The organism is Promicromonospora sukumoe (genome assembly GCF_014137995.1).
GTDB classification, from domain to species: Bacteria; Actinomycetota; Actinomycetes; order Actinomycetales; family Cellulomonadaceae; genus Promicromonospora; species Promicromonospora sukumoe.
Genome location: NZ_JACGWV010000001.1, coordinates 896,729 through 912,453, shown reverse-complemented (window position 1 = coordinate 912,453; position 15,725 = coordinate 896,729). Strand labels below are relative to the sequence as shown.

Annotated in this window: 11 protein-coding genes; 3 read left to right on the top strand and 8 right to left on the bottom strand. The window is 72.5% G+C overall.

From position 1 onward, the window contains the following. Window positions 1-81: 81 nt before the first annotated feature. The 4 genes from infB to rimP all read right to left on the bottom strand — a co-directional run bounded on the left by infB (window position 82) and on the right by rimP (window position 5,251). Entirely contained in the window at window positions 82-3,075 is a 2,994-nt protein-coding gene (infB, locus tag FHX71_RS04055) for a translation initiation factor IF-2 (protein ID WP_182614533.1), read from the bottom strand. A gap of 177 nt (window positions 3,076-3,252) precedes the next feature. Then, entirely contained in the window at window positions 3,253-3,528 is a 276-nt protein-coding gene (locus FHX71_RS04050; protein ID WP_182614532.1) for a YlxR family protein, read from the bottom strand. A 78-nt stretch (window positions 3,529-3,606) separates the two neighbouring features. After that, window positions 3,607-4,656, bottom strand: coding sequence for a transcription termination factor NusA (gene nusA, locus FHX71_RS04045; RefSeq protein WP_182614531.1), 1,050 nt, complete (start codon window positions 4,654-4,656; stop codon window positions 3,607-3,609). A gap of 1 nt (window position 4,657) precedes the next feature. Next, a complete protein-coding gene (gene rimP / locus FHX71_RS04040) occupies window positions 4,658-5,251 on the bottom strand; it encodes a ribosome maturation factor RimP (protein ID WP_220489473.1) in 594 nt (197 codons plus the stop codon). A 198-nt stretch (window positions 5,252-5,449) separates the two neighbouring features. Between rimP and FHX71_RS04035 the strand changes: the two genes are divergently transcribed. Further along, on the top strand, window positions 5,450-6,514 hold the full coding sequence (locus tag FHX71_RS04035) for a DUF4439 domain-containing protein (protein ID WP_182614530.1): 1,065 nt from the start codon (window positions 5,450-5,452) through the stop codon (window positions 6,512-6,514). Between the two features lie 88 nt (window positions 6,515-6,602). Here the strand turns inward: FHX71_RS04035 and FHX71_RS04030 are convergent, their stop codons facing one another. Then, window positions 6,603-8,429, bottom strand: a complete 1,827-nt coding sequence (locus FHX71_RS04030; RefSeq protein ID WP_246402199.1) for a proline--tRNA ligase — start codon at window positions 8,427-8,429, stop codon at window positions 6,603-6,605. A gap of 103 nt (window positions 8,430-8,532) precedes the next feature. On the opposite strand from FHX71_RS04030, the gene FHX71_RS04025 reads away from it, so the two are divergent. Next, window positions 8,533-9,459, top strand: a complete 927-nt coding sequence (locus tag FHX71_RS04025) for an Fpg/Nei family DNA glycosylase (protein ID WP_182614529.1) — start codon at window positions 8,533-8,535, stop codon at window positions 9,457-9,459. Window positions 9,460-9,614: 155 nt separating this feature from the next. Here the strand turns inward: FHX71_RS04025 and FHX71_RS04020 are convergent, their stop codons facing one another. From FHX71_RS04020 to FHX71_RS04010, 3 genes are all read right to left on the bottom strand, one after another. Next, complete coding sequence (locus FHX71_RS04020) at window positions 9,615-10,577, bottom strand: GNAT family N-acetyltransferase (protein ID WP_182614528.1); 963 nt, start codon at window positions 10,575-10,577, stop codon at window positions 9,615-9,617. 60 nt (window positions 10,578-10,637) lie between these two features. Beyond that, window positions 10,638-11,780: a flavodoxin-dependent (E)-4-hydroxy-3-methylbut-2-enyl-diphosphate synthase gene (gene ispG, locus FHX71_RS04015; protein WP_182618458.1), complete on the bottom strand. Its 1,143-nt coding sequence runs from the start codon at window positions 11,778-11,780 to the stop codon at window positions 10,638-10,640. A 72-nt stretch (window positions 11,781-11,852) separates the two neighbouring features. Continuing rightward, a complete protein-coding gene (locus tag FHX71_RS04010; protein ID WP_312876919.1) occupies window positions 11,853-13,175 on the bottom strand; it encodes a M50 family metallopeptidase in 1,323 nt (440 codons plus the stop codon). A 139-nt stretch (window positions 13,176-13,314) separates the two neighbouring features. On the opposite strand from FHX71_RS04010, the gene FHX71_RS04005 reads away from it, so the two are divergent. Further along, window positions 13,315-15,621: a hypothetical protein gene (locus tag FHX71_RS04005; protein ID WP_182614527.1), complete on the top strand. Its 2,307-nt coding sequence runs from the start codon at window positions 13,315-13,317 to the stop codon at window positions 15,619-15,621. Window positions 15,622-15,725: the final 104 nt, after the last annotated feature.

Sequence of the window (15,725 nt, the reverse complement as noted above, 5' to 3'; positions counted from 1 at the left end):
CCTTTCAGCGTGAGTGCGGGGTATTCGCCCGTCCGGACAAGCCGTCCGGGCGAATACCCCGCACTCAATGAATCACAGGCGTCAGTCGCGCGGCTTCTCGCGCATCTCGAAGGTCTCGATGGTGTCGCCCTCGGTGACGTCGTTGAACGACCCGAGACCGATACCGCACTCGAAGCCCTCGCGGACCTCGGTGACGTCGTCCTTCTCGCGGCGCAGCGACTCGATCGTGAGGTTGTCGCCCACGACGGTGCCGTTGCGGAGCACCCGCGCCTTGGAGTTGCGTCGGATGGTGCCCGAGCGGATGACCGAACCGGCGATGTTGCCGAACTTCGAGGAACGGAAGACCTGACGGATCTCCGCGGTCCCGAGCTGGACCTCCTCGTACTCCGGCTTGAGCATGCCCTTGAGGGCCGCCTCGACGTCCTCGATCGCCTGGTAGATGACCGAGTAGAACTTGACGTCGACGCCCTCGCGCTCCGCCAGCTCCTCGACGCGCTCGCCGTACTTCACGTTGAAGCCGATGATCACGGCGCTGTCGACCGTGGCCAGGTTGACGTCGTTCTGCGTGATCGCACCCACACCACGGTGGATGACGCGCAGCTCGACCTCCTCGCCCACGTCGATCTTGAGCAGCGCGTCCTCCAGTGCCTCGACGGCACCGGACACGTCGCCCTTGAGGATGAGGTTGAGGCTCTCGACCTTGCCCTTCTTGAGCTCGGTGTCGAAGTCCTCGAGGCTGATCCGCTTGCGGCGCTTGGCCAGCGTCGCGGCACGCTCGGCGGCCTCACGCTTCTCGGCGATCTGACGGGCGGTCCGGTCGTCCGGCGCCACGAGGAACGTGTCGCCGGCGCTCGGGACGCTGGTCAGACCCAGCACCTGCACCGGACGGGCCGGCGTCGCGGCGTCGACCGCGTTGCCGTGCTCGTCGAACATCGCACGCACACGGCCGTGGGCCGTACCGGCGACGATCGAGTCACCGACGTGCAGCGTGCCCGACTGGACCAGCACCGTGGCGACCGGGCCGCGGCCCTTGTCGAGGTTGGCCTCGATCGCGACACCGCGCGCGTCCTTGGACGGGTTGGCGCGCAGGTCGAGAGCGGCGTCGGCGGTCAGCAGGACGGCCTCGACGAGGTCGTCGATGCCGATCCCCGGCTTGGCCGCGACGTCGACGAACATCGTGTCGCCGCCGTACTCCTCGGCCACCAGGTTGTACTCGGTGAGCTGCTGACGCACCTTCGCCGGGTTGGCACCCTCGACGTCGATCTTGTTGACCGCGACGACGATCGGCACGCCGGCCGCCTGCGCGTGGTTCACGGCCTCGACCGTCTGCGGCATCACGCCGTCGTCGGCCGCGACCACGAGGATCGCGATGTCCGTGACCTGGGCACCACGGGCACGCATGGCGGTGAACGCCTCGTGACCCGGGGTGTCGATGAACGTGATGGCGCGCTCGACGCCCTCGTGCTCGTGCGTGATCTGGTAGGCACCGATGTGCTGGGTGATGCCACCGTGCTCGCCCGCCACCACGTCCGACTTGCGGATGGCGTCGAGGAGCTTGGTCTTACCGTGGTCGACGTGACCCATGACGGTCACGACCGGCGGACGGGCGACCAGGTCGTCGTCCGACTCGCCCGCCTCCTCGGCCTGCAGGTCGATGTCGAAGGCCCCGAGCAGCTCGCGGTCCTCCTCCTCGGCCGAGACCATCTCGATCTGGTAGCCGAGCTCGGTCGCCAGCGTGCCGAACGTGTCCTCGTCGAGCGACTGCGTGGCCGTGGCCATCTCGCCCAGGTGGAACAGGACGGTCACGAGCGCCGCGGGGTTCGCGTCGATCTTGTCGGCGAAGTCGTTCAGCGACGCACCGTGGCGCAGCCGGACGACCGTGCTGCCGTTGCCGCGGGGGACCTGCACGCCACCGAGCGACGGGGCCTGCATGGCCTCGAACTCCTGGCGCTTCGCCCGACGCGACTTACGACCGCGGACCGGCTTGCCACCGGCGCGACCGAAGGCACCCTGGGTCGCACCGCGACCACCGGCACCACGACGCGGGCCGCCGAAGCCGCCGCCACCACCGGGACGACCCGGAGCACCGGCACCGCCGGCGCCACCCGGACCACCCGGACGGCCACCGCCGCCGCCACCGGGGCGACCACGGCCGCCACCCGGCGCCGGGCGGTCACCCGGACGCGGCATGTTGGTCTTGCCCGGCATCATGCCGGGGTTCGGGCGCGGGCCGCCGCCACCGGTGCCACCGGGACGGGGCGCCGAGGGGCGCGGGCCACCGGGACGGGGACCGCCCGGGCGCTCGCCGGCCGACTCGCTGCGCTCGGGGCGCTGCCCCGGACGCGGCATGCCCTGGCTGGTCGCGAACGGGTTGTTGCCCGGACGCGGGTTACCGCCGCCGGGACGCTCGCCGCCACCGGCCGCGGGACGGCCACCACGGCCGCCACCGGGACGGGGCATGCCCTGGCTGGTGGCAAAGGGGTTGTTGCCCGGACGCGGGTTGCCGCCGCCCGGACGGCCGCCACGGCCGCCGTCGCGACCGCCGTCACGCCCACCCGGACGCGCGCCCGAGGGGGCGGCGGCGGGCTTGGGGGCACCGGGCTTGGGAGCCGCGGCAGCGGGCTTGGGCGCACCCGGCTTGGGCGCGGTGCCGGCCGGCTTGGCGGACGCCGCGGGCGCCGCCTGGGTCTCGGCCGCAGGAGCCGGGGCGGGAGCCGCCGGCGCAGGGGCAGGTGCCGCGGCGGGCGCAGGTGCGGGTGCCGCCTCGGACTTGGGTGCCGGGGCCGGTGCGGGAGCCGGCGCCGGGGCGGGTGCCGCCTCGGCAGGCTTCCGGGCCGCGGGCTTCGCGGCCGGCTTCGGCGCGCTCTTCGCGGCAGGCTTCGCCGCGGCGCCCTTGTCGGACGCGCCAGGGGCGCCACCGACCGGGAACTTGTCGCGCATCGCTCGCTCGACCGGGGCCTCGAGGGTCGAGGAGGCCGAGCGGACGAACTCGCCCGCGGCCTTCAGCTCGCCCATCAGGGTCTTGCTCTCCACTCCGAGCTGCTTCGCAAGCTCGTGAACGCGGATCTTCGCCACATCTCTCCTGTCTCGGTCCGTCCCGGGACAGGGAGGACCACCGTTAGTACTGCGTACTCATCGCTGGGGACTCATCGGGTGCCCATCGGCTTCAAACCCGCTTCCTTGTCGACGAACTTCATGATTCGGCCGGGCGCTCTGTCGCGCTCGGTCGGAACGGTCTTGCGGTCGGCACCCTCACCGGCCGAGGTGTGCTCGTACCTCGCCGAGGTCGAGGGGCCCGTCGGCGCGCAGTGCGCGTGGGACGGCCCTGCGGCGCTCGGCGAGCTCCAGGCACTGCGGCACCGGGTGGACCCAGGCGCCGCGACCCGGCAGACAGGCACGGACGTCGACGACGATGCGCCGTGGCTCTGCCACGTCGACATCATGCATCGGGGTGTCCAGCACCAGACGCAGGAGTGCAGACCGCTGGTCGCGCCCCCGGCATCCGACACACGTACGCACCGGGCCCATGACAGGCGGAGCGGGGTATGTCGAAGGACGAGCACGCGGCCCAGACTCGGACAGTCTACCGCGCCGACCCACCGGGCGTTACCGACCGCTCTGTGCGTCGGCGGCGGCGCCACCAGCGTCGGCGTCCGCGGCCTCGTCCGAGCGGATGTCGATGCGCCACCCCGTCAGCTTCGCGGCGAGCCGGGCGTTCTGGCCTTCCTTGCCGATCGCGAGGGACAGCTGGTAGTCGGGGACGATCGCCCGTGCGGCACGCGCGTCGGCGTCGACCACTGTGACAGACGACACACGGGCCGGGGACAGCGCGCTGGCCACGAAGGACGCGGGGTCGTCGCTGTGATCGACGATGTCGATCTTCTCGCCGTGCAGCTCGGCCATCACGGCGCGCACACGAGCGCCCATCGGGCCGATGCACGCACCCTTGGCGTTGAGCCCGGACACCCGGGACCGCACGGCCATCTTGGTGCGGTGCCCCGCCTCACGGGCGATGGCGGTGATCTCCACCGAGCCGTCCGCGATCTCCGGGACCTCCAGCTCGAAGAGCTTGCGCACCAGGTTCGGGTGCGTACGGCTCAACGTGATCTGGGGGCCCTTCATTCCGCGGCTGACCTCGACCACGTAGGCGCGCAGCCGCTCGCCGTGCACGTACTCCTCGGTGGGCACCTGCTCGTGCGGCGGCAGCACCGCCTCGGTGCCGCCCACGTCCACGAGCACCATGCGCGGGTCGCGGCCCTGCTGGATGACGCCGGCCAGGACCTCGCCCTCCTTGCCGCGGAAGGTGCCGAGCACCTGGTCGTCCTCGGCGTCGCGCAGCCGCTGCACGATGACCTGACGGGCCGTCGCGGTGGCGATGCGGCCGAAGTCCTGGGGCGTGTCGTCGAACTCGGGCCCGAGCTCCACGGCGGGACGCGCGTCCGGGTCCTCCGGGTCCTCGTCCACGGGCAGCTCCTCGCGCGCCCACACCGTCACGTGGCCGGACGCACGGTCCACCTCGACCCGGGCCCGGTTGTAGGCGTCGGGGGTGCGGTGGTAGGCCGAGAGGAGCGCCTGCTCGATAGCCGCCACGAGGACGTCCAGGCTGAGGTCCCTCTCGCGCTCCAGCATCCGGAGCGTGGTCATGTCGATGTCCATGTCAGCCTTCCTCGTTGCGGCCGGGGTGACCCTCGGTCGTGTTGTCCGTAGCGGCACCGTCCGAGTCCTCGTCGGTGTCTTCACCTGCACTCTCGCCCAGTTCCGAATCCTCGGCATCCTGGGCGTCCTCGAGCCGTCGCAGCTCGACCTCGACCTTGCCCCGGGCGACGTCGCCGGCGGGGATCCGCCGGTCGTCGTCGAGCACCAGGACGTCGCCGTCGGTGTCCGTCAGCACGTCGGTGAGCCGGCCCTCGGCCCGGCTGCCGTCCGTGAGCTTGAGCGTGACCATCCGGGACCGGGCACGCTTGAAGTGGCGCAGCTCGGTCAGCGGCCGGGACGTGCCCGGCGTGGAGATCTCGAGCGTGTAGGCACCGGCCACGACGTCGTCCGTGTCCAGCGCCGCGGAGATCGCGCGCGACACGTCGCCCAGGACGTCCGAGTCCAGGCTGCCGACGGCGTCGTCCGGCAGGTCGACCGTGACGCGGACCACGGACTTGCTGCCCGCCCGCGTGGCGCTGACCTCCTCGAGGTAGAGCCCGGCGGCCTCGACCACCGGCCCCACCACCCCGCGGACCGCATCCGCCTGCTGTGTCATCGACTGCCTCCCGTCGGCTCCCCCATGCGCGGGGGCACGGTTCGAGCCGGAACGGTTCGACCGATGTGCTGTTGTTGTCTGCGTCAAGCCTAACGAAGCCTCCGACCTCGGCACTTCGCGAAGAACGTGATGTCCGTGACCCGACCGCAATCGGCCGGGCAACGAACAGGGTTCCGGAACGTGACATCATCGGCCACGATGAACGCCTCGAACCGCACGGCACGTACCCGACGCCGGTCAGGTCTGACCGCGCTGGCCCTGACCTGCGCGATCATTCTCTCAGGTTGCGGGCTGCGGCTCGAGACGCCGCCGCCGACCGAGCCGGTGCCGGACGCCGCGGAGGTCCTGCGGCGCACCGCGGTGGCCGACGCGCTGCTCGTGGCCGACCAGGCCGCGACCGCCGCGACGAGCGACCGGATCAATGCCGACGTCGAGGCCGAGCTCACCACGATCGCCGAGTCCGCGACCGCGCAGGCGGACCAGCTCGGCGGCGAGTACGACTCGGGCCTCGGCGACATCGTGTCCGAGGGCACCGGCGGCGCGTCGCCGTCCGCGACCGTCCAGGAGCACACGCCCCGCGCCGTCGTCGCGTCCCTGCGCGACGCCGCCACGCGCACGCGCGCCGCCTCCGACCAGGTGCAGTCCGGGCCTCTGGGCCGGCTGCTCGCCTCGATCTCGACGTCGCAGACGCAGCACGCCAGGGAGCTCGCCCTGCTCACCGGCGTCAAGGGTCCGGCCCTGCCCTCGACCCAGATCGCCGAGCCCGCCGACCCCGCGCCCGAGCCGAGCGAGGGCGACGAGGGGTCGGCGGCTCCGGCGTCCGCCACGAGCGAGGAGGCGCCGGTGGCCCCCGGCGGGCTGTCGGCCGAGGACCTGAGCGCCCTGATCCTGGCCGAGGACACCGCGGGCTACGCGTACGAGGTCCGGGCGGCGCAGTCCGACGGCGACGTCCGTACCCGGGCGCACGAGCGCGCCGTCGCGCACCGCGCACGCGCCCAGGCCTGGGCGCTGCTGGCCGGCGTCGACGGGACGGACCAGGACCCGCGCCGCGTGGCCTACACGGTGCCCGGTTCGGACACGCCGACCTCACAGCTCGCGATCGACCTCGAGGCCGGGCTGGCGCAGGACTACGCCTCGCTCACCGGGGTCGCCGAGTCCGGCACGCGCGCCGTGCTCGTCGCGCTGCTGACCGACTCCACGCTGGCCGGCGCCCGGTGGGGCGCCCCGGTCGTGGCTTTCCCGGGTCTGCCCGAGCGGGCCTGACGGCCCTCTCCCGGCCCCTCCCCGTGCGGCTCACGCGCCGTCGGACCAGGCTTCCAGCCCGGCCCGACGGCGGTGACCCGCGCGACCCTCAGGCGAGCAGGGCCTCGACCCGCTCGGCCACGGCGTCCACGATGCCGTCGACGGGGAAGTGCTCCGCCTCGCCGGCGCGCGGCCGGACCTCGACGACGCCGTCGGCCAGGCTCTTGCCCACGGTGACCACGAGCGGGGCGCCGAGCAGCTCGGCGTCCTTGAACTTCACGCCAGGTGACGTCTTGCCGGCCCGGTCGTCGTAGAGCACCTCGACGCCACGGGCGGCGAGCTCCTCGGCGATCTTCTCGGCGGCCTCGAAGATCGCGGCGTCCGTGCCTGCCGCGACCAGGTGCACGTGCACGGGGGCGACGTGCGCCGGCCACGCCAGGCCGCGCTCGTCGTGGTTGGCCTCGGCCAGCGCGGCCAGGGCGCGCGTGACGCCGACGCCGTACGAGCCCATGGTCACCACGGCCTGCTTGCCGTTCTCGTCGAGCACGACCAGGCCCAGGGCCTCGGCGTACTTGCGGCCGAGCTGGAAGATGTGGCCCATCTCGATGCCGCGCGCGAGCTCCAGCGGGCCGGAGCCGTCGGGCGCCAGGTCGCCGGCGCGCACCTCGGCGGCCTCGACCGTGCCGTCGGCCGTGAAGTCACGGCCGGCCACCAGGTCGAACACGTGCTTGCCGGGCTCGTTGGCGCCCGTGATCCAACGGGTGCCGGGCACGACGCGGGGGTCGAGCAGGTAGCGGATAGCGGGGACCTTCTCGCCGTCCTCGCCCTCGACCTGCTCGCCCTGGGGGCCGAGCGCCTGCGGCCCGATGTAGCCCTTGACCAGCTGCGGGAACTTCTTGAAGTCCTCCTCGGTGGCGGCCTCGGGCTCGGCGGGCGTCAGCGCGGCCTCGATGCGCTTGAGGTCTACCTCGCGGTCGCCGGGCAGGCCGACGACGACGAGCTCGCGGGTCCCGTCGGGCTGCACCAGCGCGAGCACCACGTTCTTCAGGGTGTCGGCGGCGGTCCAGGCCCGGTCGGGGCGGGGGAACTTCGCGTTGGCGACGTCGACCAGCGTGGCGATCGTCGGGGTGTCGGGGGTGTCCTCGACGTGGGCCGCGGGGGCGTCGTCGTACGGGACCGCCGCGGGGACCGGGGTGACCACGGCCTCCACGTTGGCCGCGTAGCCGCCGGCCGAGCGCACGAACGTGTCCTCGCCGATGGGCGAGGGCGACAGGAACTCCTCGGAGCGCGAGCCACCCATGGCGCCCGACATCGCCGAGACGATCACGTACTCCAGGCCGAGGCGCGTGAAGATCTTCTCGTAGGCCTCGCGGTGCTTCTGGTAGCTGACGTCCAGGCCCTCGTCCTTGACGTCGAAGGAGTACGAGTCCTTCATGATGAACTCGCGCCCGCGGATCAGGCCCGCGCGGGGGCGCGCCTCGTCGCGGTACTTGGTCTGGATCTGGAAGAGCGTGACCGGCAGGTCCTTGTACGACGAGTACAGGTCCTTGACCAGGAGCGCGAACATCTCCTCGTGCGTGGGCGCGAGCAGGTAGTCGGCGTCCTTGCGGTCCTTGAGCCGGAACAGGCCGGCGCCGTACTCCTCCCAGCGACCCGTCGCCTCGTAGGGCTCCCGCGGCAGCAGCGCCGGGAAGTGCACCTCCTGGCCGCCGATCGCGACCATCTCCTCGCGGACGATCGCCTCGATCTTGGCCAGCACCCGCAGGCCGAGCGGCAGCCACGAGTAGATGCCCGGGGCGGCCCGGCGGATGTACCCGGCCCGCACGAGGAGCTTGTGGCTGGCGACCTCGGCCTCGGCCGGGTCCTCGCGCAGGGTACGGACGAAGAGGGACGACATGCGCAGCACGTCGCCCTGAGTGAGGCGTGCGGAAGACATGGGGCACAGCCTATCCGCGCGGGGCCCCGCGGCTCGCCCGGAATTAGTGGTGGGGCCCGGGGCAGGTCTTGCCGTGCTGCGGGAAGTTGCGGAGGATGAGGCCATGCCGGAGCTGCCCGAGGTCGCCGCGCTCGCCGACTTCCTGCGCGCGCGGACCGCGGGACGCACGGTCAGCGCGGTGGAGGTGGGCTCGATCGCCGCGCTCAAGACGTTCGACCCGCCGCCCGCCGCGCTCGCCGGGGGCCAGGTCGTGGACGTGGCCCGGCACGGCAAGTGGCTGGACCTGGCGGTCTCCCCCGCCGGCTCCGGGGCCGGGCCCGACGGCGCCCCGCTGCACCTGGTCTTCCATCTCTCGCGGGGCGGCTGGGTGCGCTGGTCGGACGCGCTGTCCACCAAGCCGGTGCGCCCCTCGCTCGGCGGCTCCAGCCGGGGTGCCGTCCTCGCGCTGCGCGTGCGGCTCGACGACGGCTCCGGCTTCGACCTGACCGAGGCGGGCACCCGCAAGCGGCTGGCGGTGCACGTGGTCCGCGACCCGGCCGACGTCGAGATGATCGCCTCCCTGGGCGTGGAGCCGCTCGCCCCGGAGTTCACGACCGAGGTGCTCGCCGACCTGCTCAAGGCGAAGAACCAGCAGGTCAAGGGCCTGCTGCGCGACCAGCGGGCCATCGCGGGGATCGGTAACGCCTACAGCGACGAGATCCTGCTCGTGAGCCGGTTCAGCCCGTACAAGCTGACCGGGACGTTCACGCCCGAGGAGACCGCCCGGCTGCACCAGGCGATCGGCGACGTGCTCACGGAGGCCATCGAGGCGGCGTCGGGCAAGCCGGCCAAGGAGCTCAAGGACGCCAAGCGCGCCGGCATGAGGGTGCACGGGCGCACCGGCGAGCCGTGCCCGGGCTGGAACGGGGTGCCGTGCGGCGACCTCGTGCACGAGGTGTCGTTCGCCGACCGCTCGATGCAGTACTGCCCGACGTGTCAGACGGGCGGCAAGCCGCTGGCGGACCGCCGCATGTCCAAGCTCCTGCGCTGAACCCGCCGGACGGGGCGCACTGAGCCCTTGAACCGGCTCGGCCCCCTCTCCTTCGAGACCTAAGTTTCTTCGCTTTGGGGCGGCCGAAAGCGAAGAAACTTAGGTCTCGAAGGAGAGAGCGACAGCGCGGAGCGGCGTCAGAGGCGTCAGAGGCGTCAGAAGAGGACCGTCGCGAACGTGCCGACCTGCTCGAAGCCGACCCGCCGGTACGCGGCCATGGCCCGCTCGTTGTAGGCGTTGACGTAGAGCGACACGACCGGCGCGATCGTGGCGCGGGTCGCGGCGACCACCGCCGCCATCCCGGACTCCGACCATCCGCGTCCACGGAACGCGGGCTCCACCCAGACGCCCTGCACCTGGGCGACCCCGCCGGCCACCGCGCCGAGCTCGGCCTTGAAGCCGACGGCGGGCCGGCCGTCGCCGTCGGGCACGAGGCGCACGAACGAGCGCCCCTCCGTGATGAGCGAGCGCACGCGCTCGGCGTAGGCGGACCCGCCGGCGGCGATCGGCGAGTAGCCGACCTCCTCGGTGAACATGCGCACGCAGGCGGGCAGCACGAGCTCCAGCTCGGAGGGCACGGAGCGCCGGACGGTGGGGTCGGGCGCGACCAGGGGGTCGTTGCCGATGGCCATCGACGGCTGGTCGGCGCGCACGTCCCGGGCCGCGGGCCAGTGGGGGGACAGACGCTCCCAGAGCGCGAGGGCGGCCCGCTGCTCCCCCACGATCGACGACGACCGCCGCCCGTAGATCCGGGCGACGGTCGTGAACGCGGCGATCGCCTCGGCCCGGCGGGCCGGGTCGGTGATCGGGACCACGGGCACCAGGTTGGCGCCGGACCAGCACACCGCCTCCAGCGGCCCGACGGCGGGAAAACCCCACGCCTGACCTGCGGCGGCGCCGAACCCGGAGCGCGCCGCGATCTCCAGGCGGGCCGTGGCGAGCACGGAGGCGACCGGGTCGACGGCGCACACGGCCAGCGCCGCCGCGAGGTCGGCGCGGGTGAGCGACCGCGCGAGCATGTCGCCGCGGCCGAGCTGCGAGCCCATGTCCTGTTCGCCCGGTTCCAACGGCCCGTCGGGGCGCGCCCCGGCCGGAACCGGGGTGCGCCAACGAGCCATGCCTTGCTCCGTTCGAGTCCGAACCTTCAGTATCGCCCGAGCCCGCGATCCTGCTGCGGCTCAGCCGACGGAGACGACCGGCGAGCCGGCCTGTGCCTCATTCTCCGGCGTGGGCATCTCATCCGCGAGACGCATCGCCTCTTCGATGAGGGTCTCGACGATCATCGCCTCGGGGACGGTCTTGATGACCTCGCCCTTGACGAAGATCTGGCCCTTGCCGTTGCCCGACGCGACGCCGAGGTCGGCCTCGCGGGCCTCGCCCGGGCCGTTGACGACGCAGCCCATGACGGCGACGCGCAGCGGGACGGTCATGCCCTCCAGGCCCGCGGTGACCTTCTCGGCGAGCGTGTACACGTCCACCTGGGCGCGGCCGCACGACGGGCAGGACACGATCTCGAGCTTGCGAGGCCGCAGGTTGAGGGCCTGCAGGATCTGGTTGCCGACCTTGACCTCCTCGACCGGCGGGGCCGAGAGGGAGACGCGGATCGTGTCGCCGATGCCCTTGCTGAGCAGGGCGCCGAACGCGGTGGCCGACTTGATGGTGCCCTGGAACGCCGGGCCGGCCTCGGTGACACCGAGGTGCAGCGGCCAGTCGCCCCGCTCGGAGAGCAGCTCGTAGGCGCGAACCATGACGACAGGGTCGTTGTGCTTGACCGAGATCTTGAAGTCGTGGAAGTCGTGCTCCTCGAAGAGGCTGGCCTCCCACACCGCGGACTCCACGAGGGCCTCCGGGGTGGCCTTGCCGTACTTCTCGAGGATGCGCTTGTCGAGCGAGCCCGCGTTGACGCCGATGCGGATCGAGATGCCGGCGTCCTTCGCGGCCTGCGCGATCTGCTTGACCTGGTCGTCGAACTTGCGGATGTTGCCCGGGTTGACGCGGACGGCGGCACAGCCGGCGTCGATCGCCTGGAAGACGTACTTGGGCTGGAAGTGGATGTCCGCGATCACGGGGATCTGGGACTTCTTCGCGATGATCGGCAGCGCCTCGGCGTCGTCGGAGGTCGGGACGGCGACGCGCACGATGTCGCACCCTGCCGTCGTCAGCTCCGCGATCTGCTGGAGGGTCGCGTTGATGTCGGTCGTCGGCGTGGTGGTCATGGACTGCACGCTGATGGGAGCGTCACCGCCTACCTCCACCTTGCCGACCTTGATCTTGCGGGTCTTCCGGCGAGGGGCGAGGACCGGCGGGGGTGCTGCTGGCATGCCGAGGCTGATTGCGGTCACAGGATCAGTATCCACGTTTCAGAAGGTGCGAAACGCACATGGTGTCTGGCGTCACGTGATCCGCACGGGATCCACCAGGTCCGCCACGATGAGCACGCCGCCCACGCCGAGCAGGATCAGGAAGACCACGTAGGCCACGGGGGTCATGCGCGCGACGTCGGCGGGACCGGGCAGGACGGCGGCGCCGCGTACCCGCGCGACGGTCCGCTTGCCGCCCTCGTACAGGGCGTTGACCAGGTGCCCGCCGTCGAGCGGCAGGAGCGGGATGAGGTTGAACACGAACAGCGCGATGTTCAGGCTCGCGAGCAGGCTGAGGTAGATCATCACGCGGTCGAGGATGGCCTCGTCCAGCGCCATGATCTCGCCGCTGATCCGCGCGACGCCCACCATCGACTGCACGGAGTCCTGCGAGCGCTCCTCGGCCGTGAAGGCCTGGGTGGCGGCCTCGGCCACGCGGACCGGCAGTGTCGCGACCATGGTCGCCGTCTGCCAGGTCATGTTGCCGACCTCGGGCAGCACACGCGACAGCGGCTGCGGCTCGCGGACCTGGAGCGGGGAGAAGCCCACGAACCCGCCCGGCTCGGTGACCGGCGTGCCGTCGGCGGCCAGGACGGCTGCGCCCTGCTCGTCCACGACGGGGCGCTCGGTCTCGGCGGGGGTCACCTCGAGCGTGACGCGCTCGCCGTCGCGCAGCACGACGACGTCGGACTCGCGGCCTGCGGAGGCGTTGATCAGGCCGACGAGCTGCTGCCAGCCGGTGACCTCGGTACCGCCGAAGGAGACGACCTCGTCGCCCGGCTGGAGGCCCGCGGCCGCGGCGGGCGCGGCCGGCTGCCCCTCGCAGTCGTCGCCGGTGGCGCTGGACGTCGCGGACGCCGGGACGCAGTCGGAGAGCTGGGCCACGGTCGTGGAGACGGCGGGCAGGCCGTAGCCGATCAGGATGATGGCCATCAGGAACGTGGCGATCACGAGGTTCATGAACGGCCCGCCGAACATGACCACGAGCTTCTTGGGCGTCGAGAGGTTGTAGAACGCGCGGTGCTCCTCGCCGGGCCGCACCTCGGCGACCGACGCGTCGCGCGCGTCCGCGACGAGCTCGTTCCAGAAGCCCTTCTTGCGCTTCGTGCCCTCGGGGGCAGGCGGCATCATGCCGACCAGGCGCACGAAACCGCCGAGCGGGATGGCCTTGATCCCGTACTCGGTCTCGCCCTTGGTCCGCGACCAGAGGGTGGGGCCGAAGCCCACCATGTACTGGCTGACGCGCACGCCGAACTTCTTGGCCGGGATCATGTGCCCCAGCTCGTGCAGACCGACCGAGACCAGGACGCCCACCAGCAGGACGAGCACACCAACGATGTGCGGAACGATGCTCACGGGACCGAGACTACGACACCTGTCTGACAGCCAGGGAAGCCGCGCGCGGCTCCCCCCGGGACGGCCACCCGACGTTCACCCCATGCCGCCTACATGGTGATTCGTTGAAACATCGGTTACTCATCATTAACCTGGTGGCATGTCGGTTTCGTCCGTCCCTGGGTTCCGGGAGCTGCACGCGCACGGCCCGTCCTCCCTCGCGGAGAGCCTGACCTCGATGTTCCAGACCGAGGCCTGGTCCGCCGCGGACGGCGACTCGCGGGTCGCCCGGCAGCTGCGCGAGATCGGCGTGGACGTCAGCGCCATCTGGGCGGCGTCGCGCTGGAACATGGGCGACGACGGCGACGCACCCAACCGCCGTCATCCCGTGACCGGCGACCCGCGTGGCCCGGAGACCGCCGCGGCGCTGACCGCCGTCGTCGACCGGCCGCGGGCCGCCGCGCTGCTCGGGGTGTACCTGTGGTCGCAGGCGAGCGACGCGCTGCAGTACACGTTCCGGCACGGCCGCATCATCGTGCCGCTGCGGGCCTTCGTCGAGACCTGGGAGACCTGCCGGGACCGCGCGCCCGACGACGTCTGCCGGGCCGAGGGCGACGCCGTCGCCGTGCTGCTGCGCACGCTGATCACCCAGATGCACACGGCCGCCGCCCGCAGCGCGGGCGACCTGCTCCGCGTGGCCGACGCCGCCGGGCGAGCCGGAGACCGGTGCGGCGAGCTGCTGCAGGCCGCCCGGGCGATCCCCGACCCCACGTCGCCGTTCCGCCGCGCCCTGGTGCCCCAGGCCGTCACGCGCGTCCGGTACTTCCGCGCGCTGGCCGAGGCCGCGGGGGCGGCGTCGGACGCGATGGCGGGCGAGCCCGCCCGGCTGGGCCCCGCGCTGGACGGGCTGCGCGCCGCCGAGACCGACCGGCACCTCAACTACATCCTCGCCAGCGAGCTGCGCTCCTACCGGATGCACCTGACGGAGCTGTACCGCAACCTCGACGCGACCTGGCTCACGCTCGACCGGCTGCGGACGGTCTACATCTACCCGTTCGGGCTGCGCGACGTGCGGCCCGCCGCCGCGGTGACCGCCATCCGGCGGCTCGCGCACCGGGACGAGCGCCCGGAGCTGCTGGGCGTCCAGGCCTTCGCCGTGCGCGGCCGCCTCAAGATGGACGACGTCTGGGCGAGCGTCGACCGGGCGGCCCGCCCGTACGGCGGCGCGTCGCTGTCGATGCCGAACGTGCGCCTGGAGCAGCCCGACGGGACGTTCATCGCGGAGCTGTCCTGCGACGTGCGGTTCACCGAGTTCGGCAACCACTACGTGCGGTTCCGGTACTCGTCGCGCGACCAGTCGCCGCAGCAGGTCCGCGACGCCCGGTTCCGGCTGTCCAACCTGCACGCCGACATCCGGGTGCGGTGGATCGCGCTGGACGGCTCGCCCGTCGACGTCGACCCGGGCGGCGCGCTCCCGCCCGAACGCCTCTTCGACCTGGCCGACCTGCTCCAGCGGGCGACGGCGGACCTGGTCCGCCGGGGCACCGAGATCGCCCAGGGGCGCGCCCACGTGGTCACCACCGTCTACGAGGCGAGCCGGGGGCAGGGCCCTGCCGCTCCCCCGGAACGCCGGACGCCGGTCAACATGGGCGACGAGATGCTGGCCGCGTTCGGCTCGCAGGTGCTGCTGCAGCCCGTGTCCTACGGCACCGCCACGCTGTGCGACTGGACCCTGCGGCAGCGCAACCCCGTGCTGCTGGAGGGCGTGCGGCACCTGGGCGACGTCGTCGCGGTGGCCACGAACTCCACCACCGTGGCTCTGGTCGGGACGGCGCACTTCAAGATCTCCCAGTACGGCTCGCTCGCCGAGTTCGTGGCCAGCCTCAACGGGCTGTTCAGCGCCTGGAACGCCACCCTGGCCGACCACCTGCGGATCGTCGCGACCATGCTCGCCGACCACGACGTGAACAACGGCGCCGACCTCGCCGACCGCAAGGAGCGGCTCACGCGCGAGCAGCTACGGCTGCACGAGTTCGCCTCGGAGGTGCGCACCACCCTGACGACGATCACCTCGCCGACGTTCCTCGCCTCCGCGCTGGAGTCGCGGATGCTCAACCAGCTCCTGCACGCGTCGCGGTTCGAGCAGCAGGCCGCCGGCGTCACCGAACGGCTGCGCGAGCTGCTCCAGGAGCCGATCGCGGCCCGGCTCGCGGCGCTCGAACGGCTGCACGGCGACCGCGAGCGCGCGGCGGAGGTCCGGCGGGAGCGGTCCCGGCGTCGGCTGATGGACGGCACGCTGTCCGCGATCACGGTCTTCGCCGGGGTGTACGCCCTGATCGGTACCGTCCAGGTGGCGCTGGACGCGTCGCTCATCGGCCCGATCCAGGCCGTCACGGCCACGGCGCTGGTCACCGTGGGCGCGCTGGTGACGGGGTGGGCGGTCTTCAACTGGACGAGCCGGCGGTGAGTGTTGCCGCGGCGGCGCTCGCCGTGTCAGACATACAGGTCCCTCGGGTGACCTGTGCGTCTGACACGCCATAGCCTGGTCGGGTCAGCCGCGACGCCGCTCCA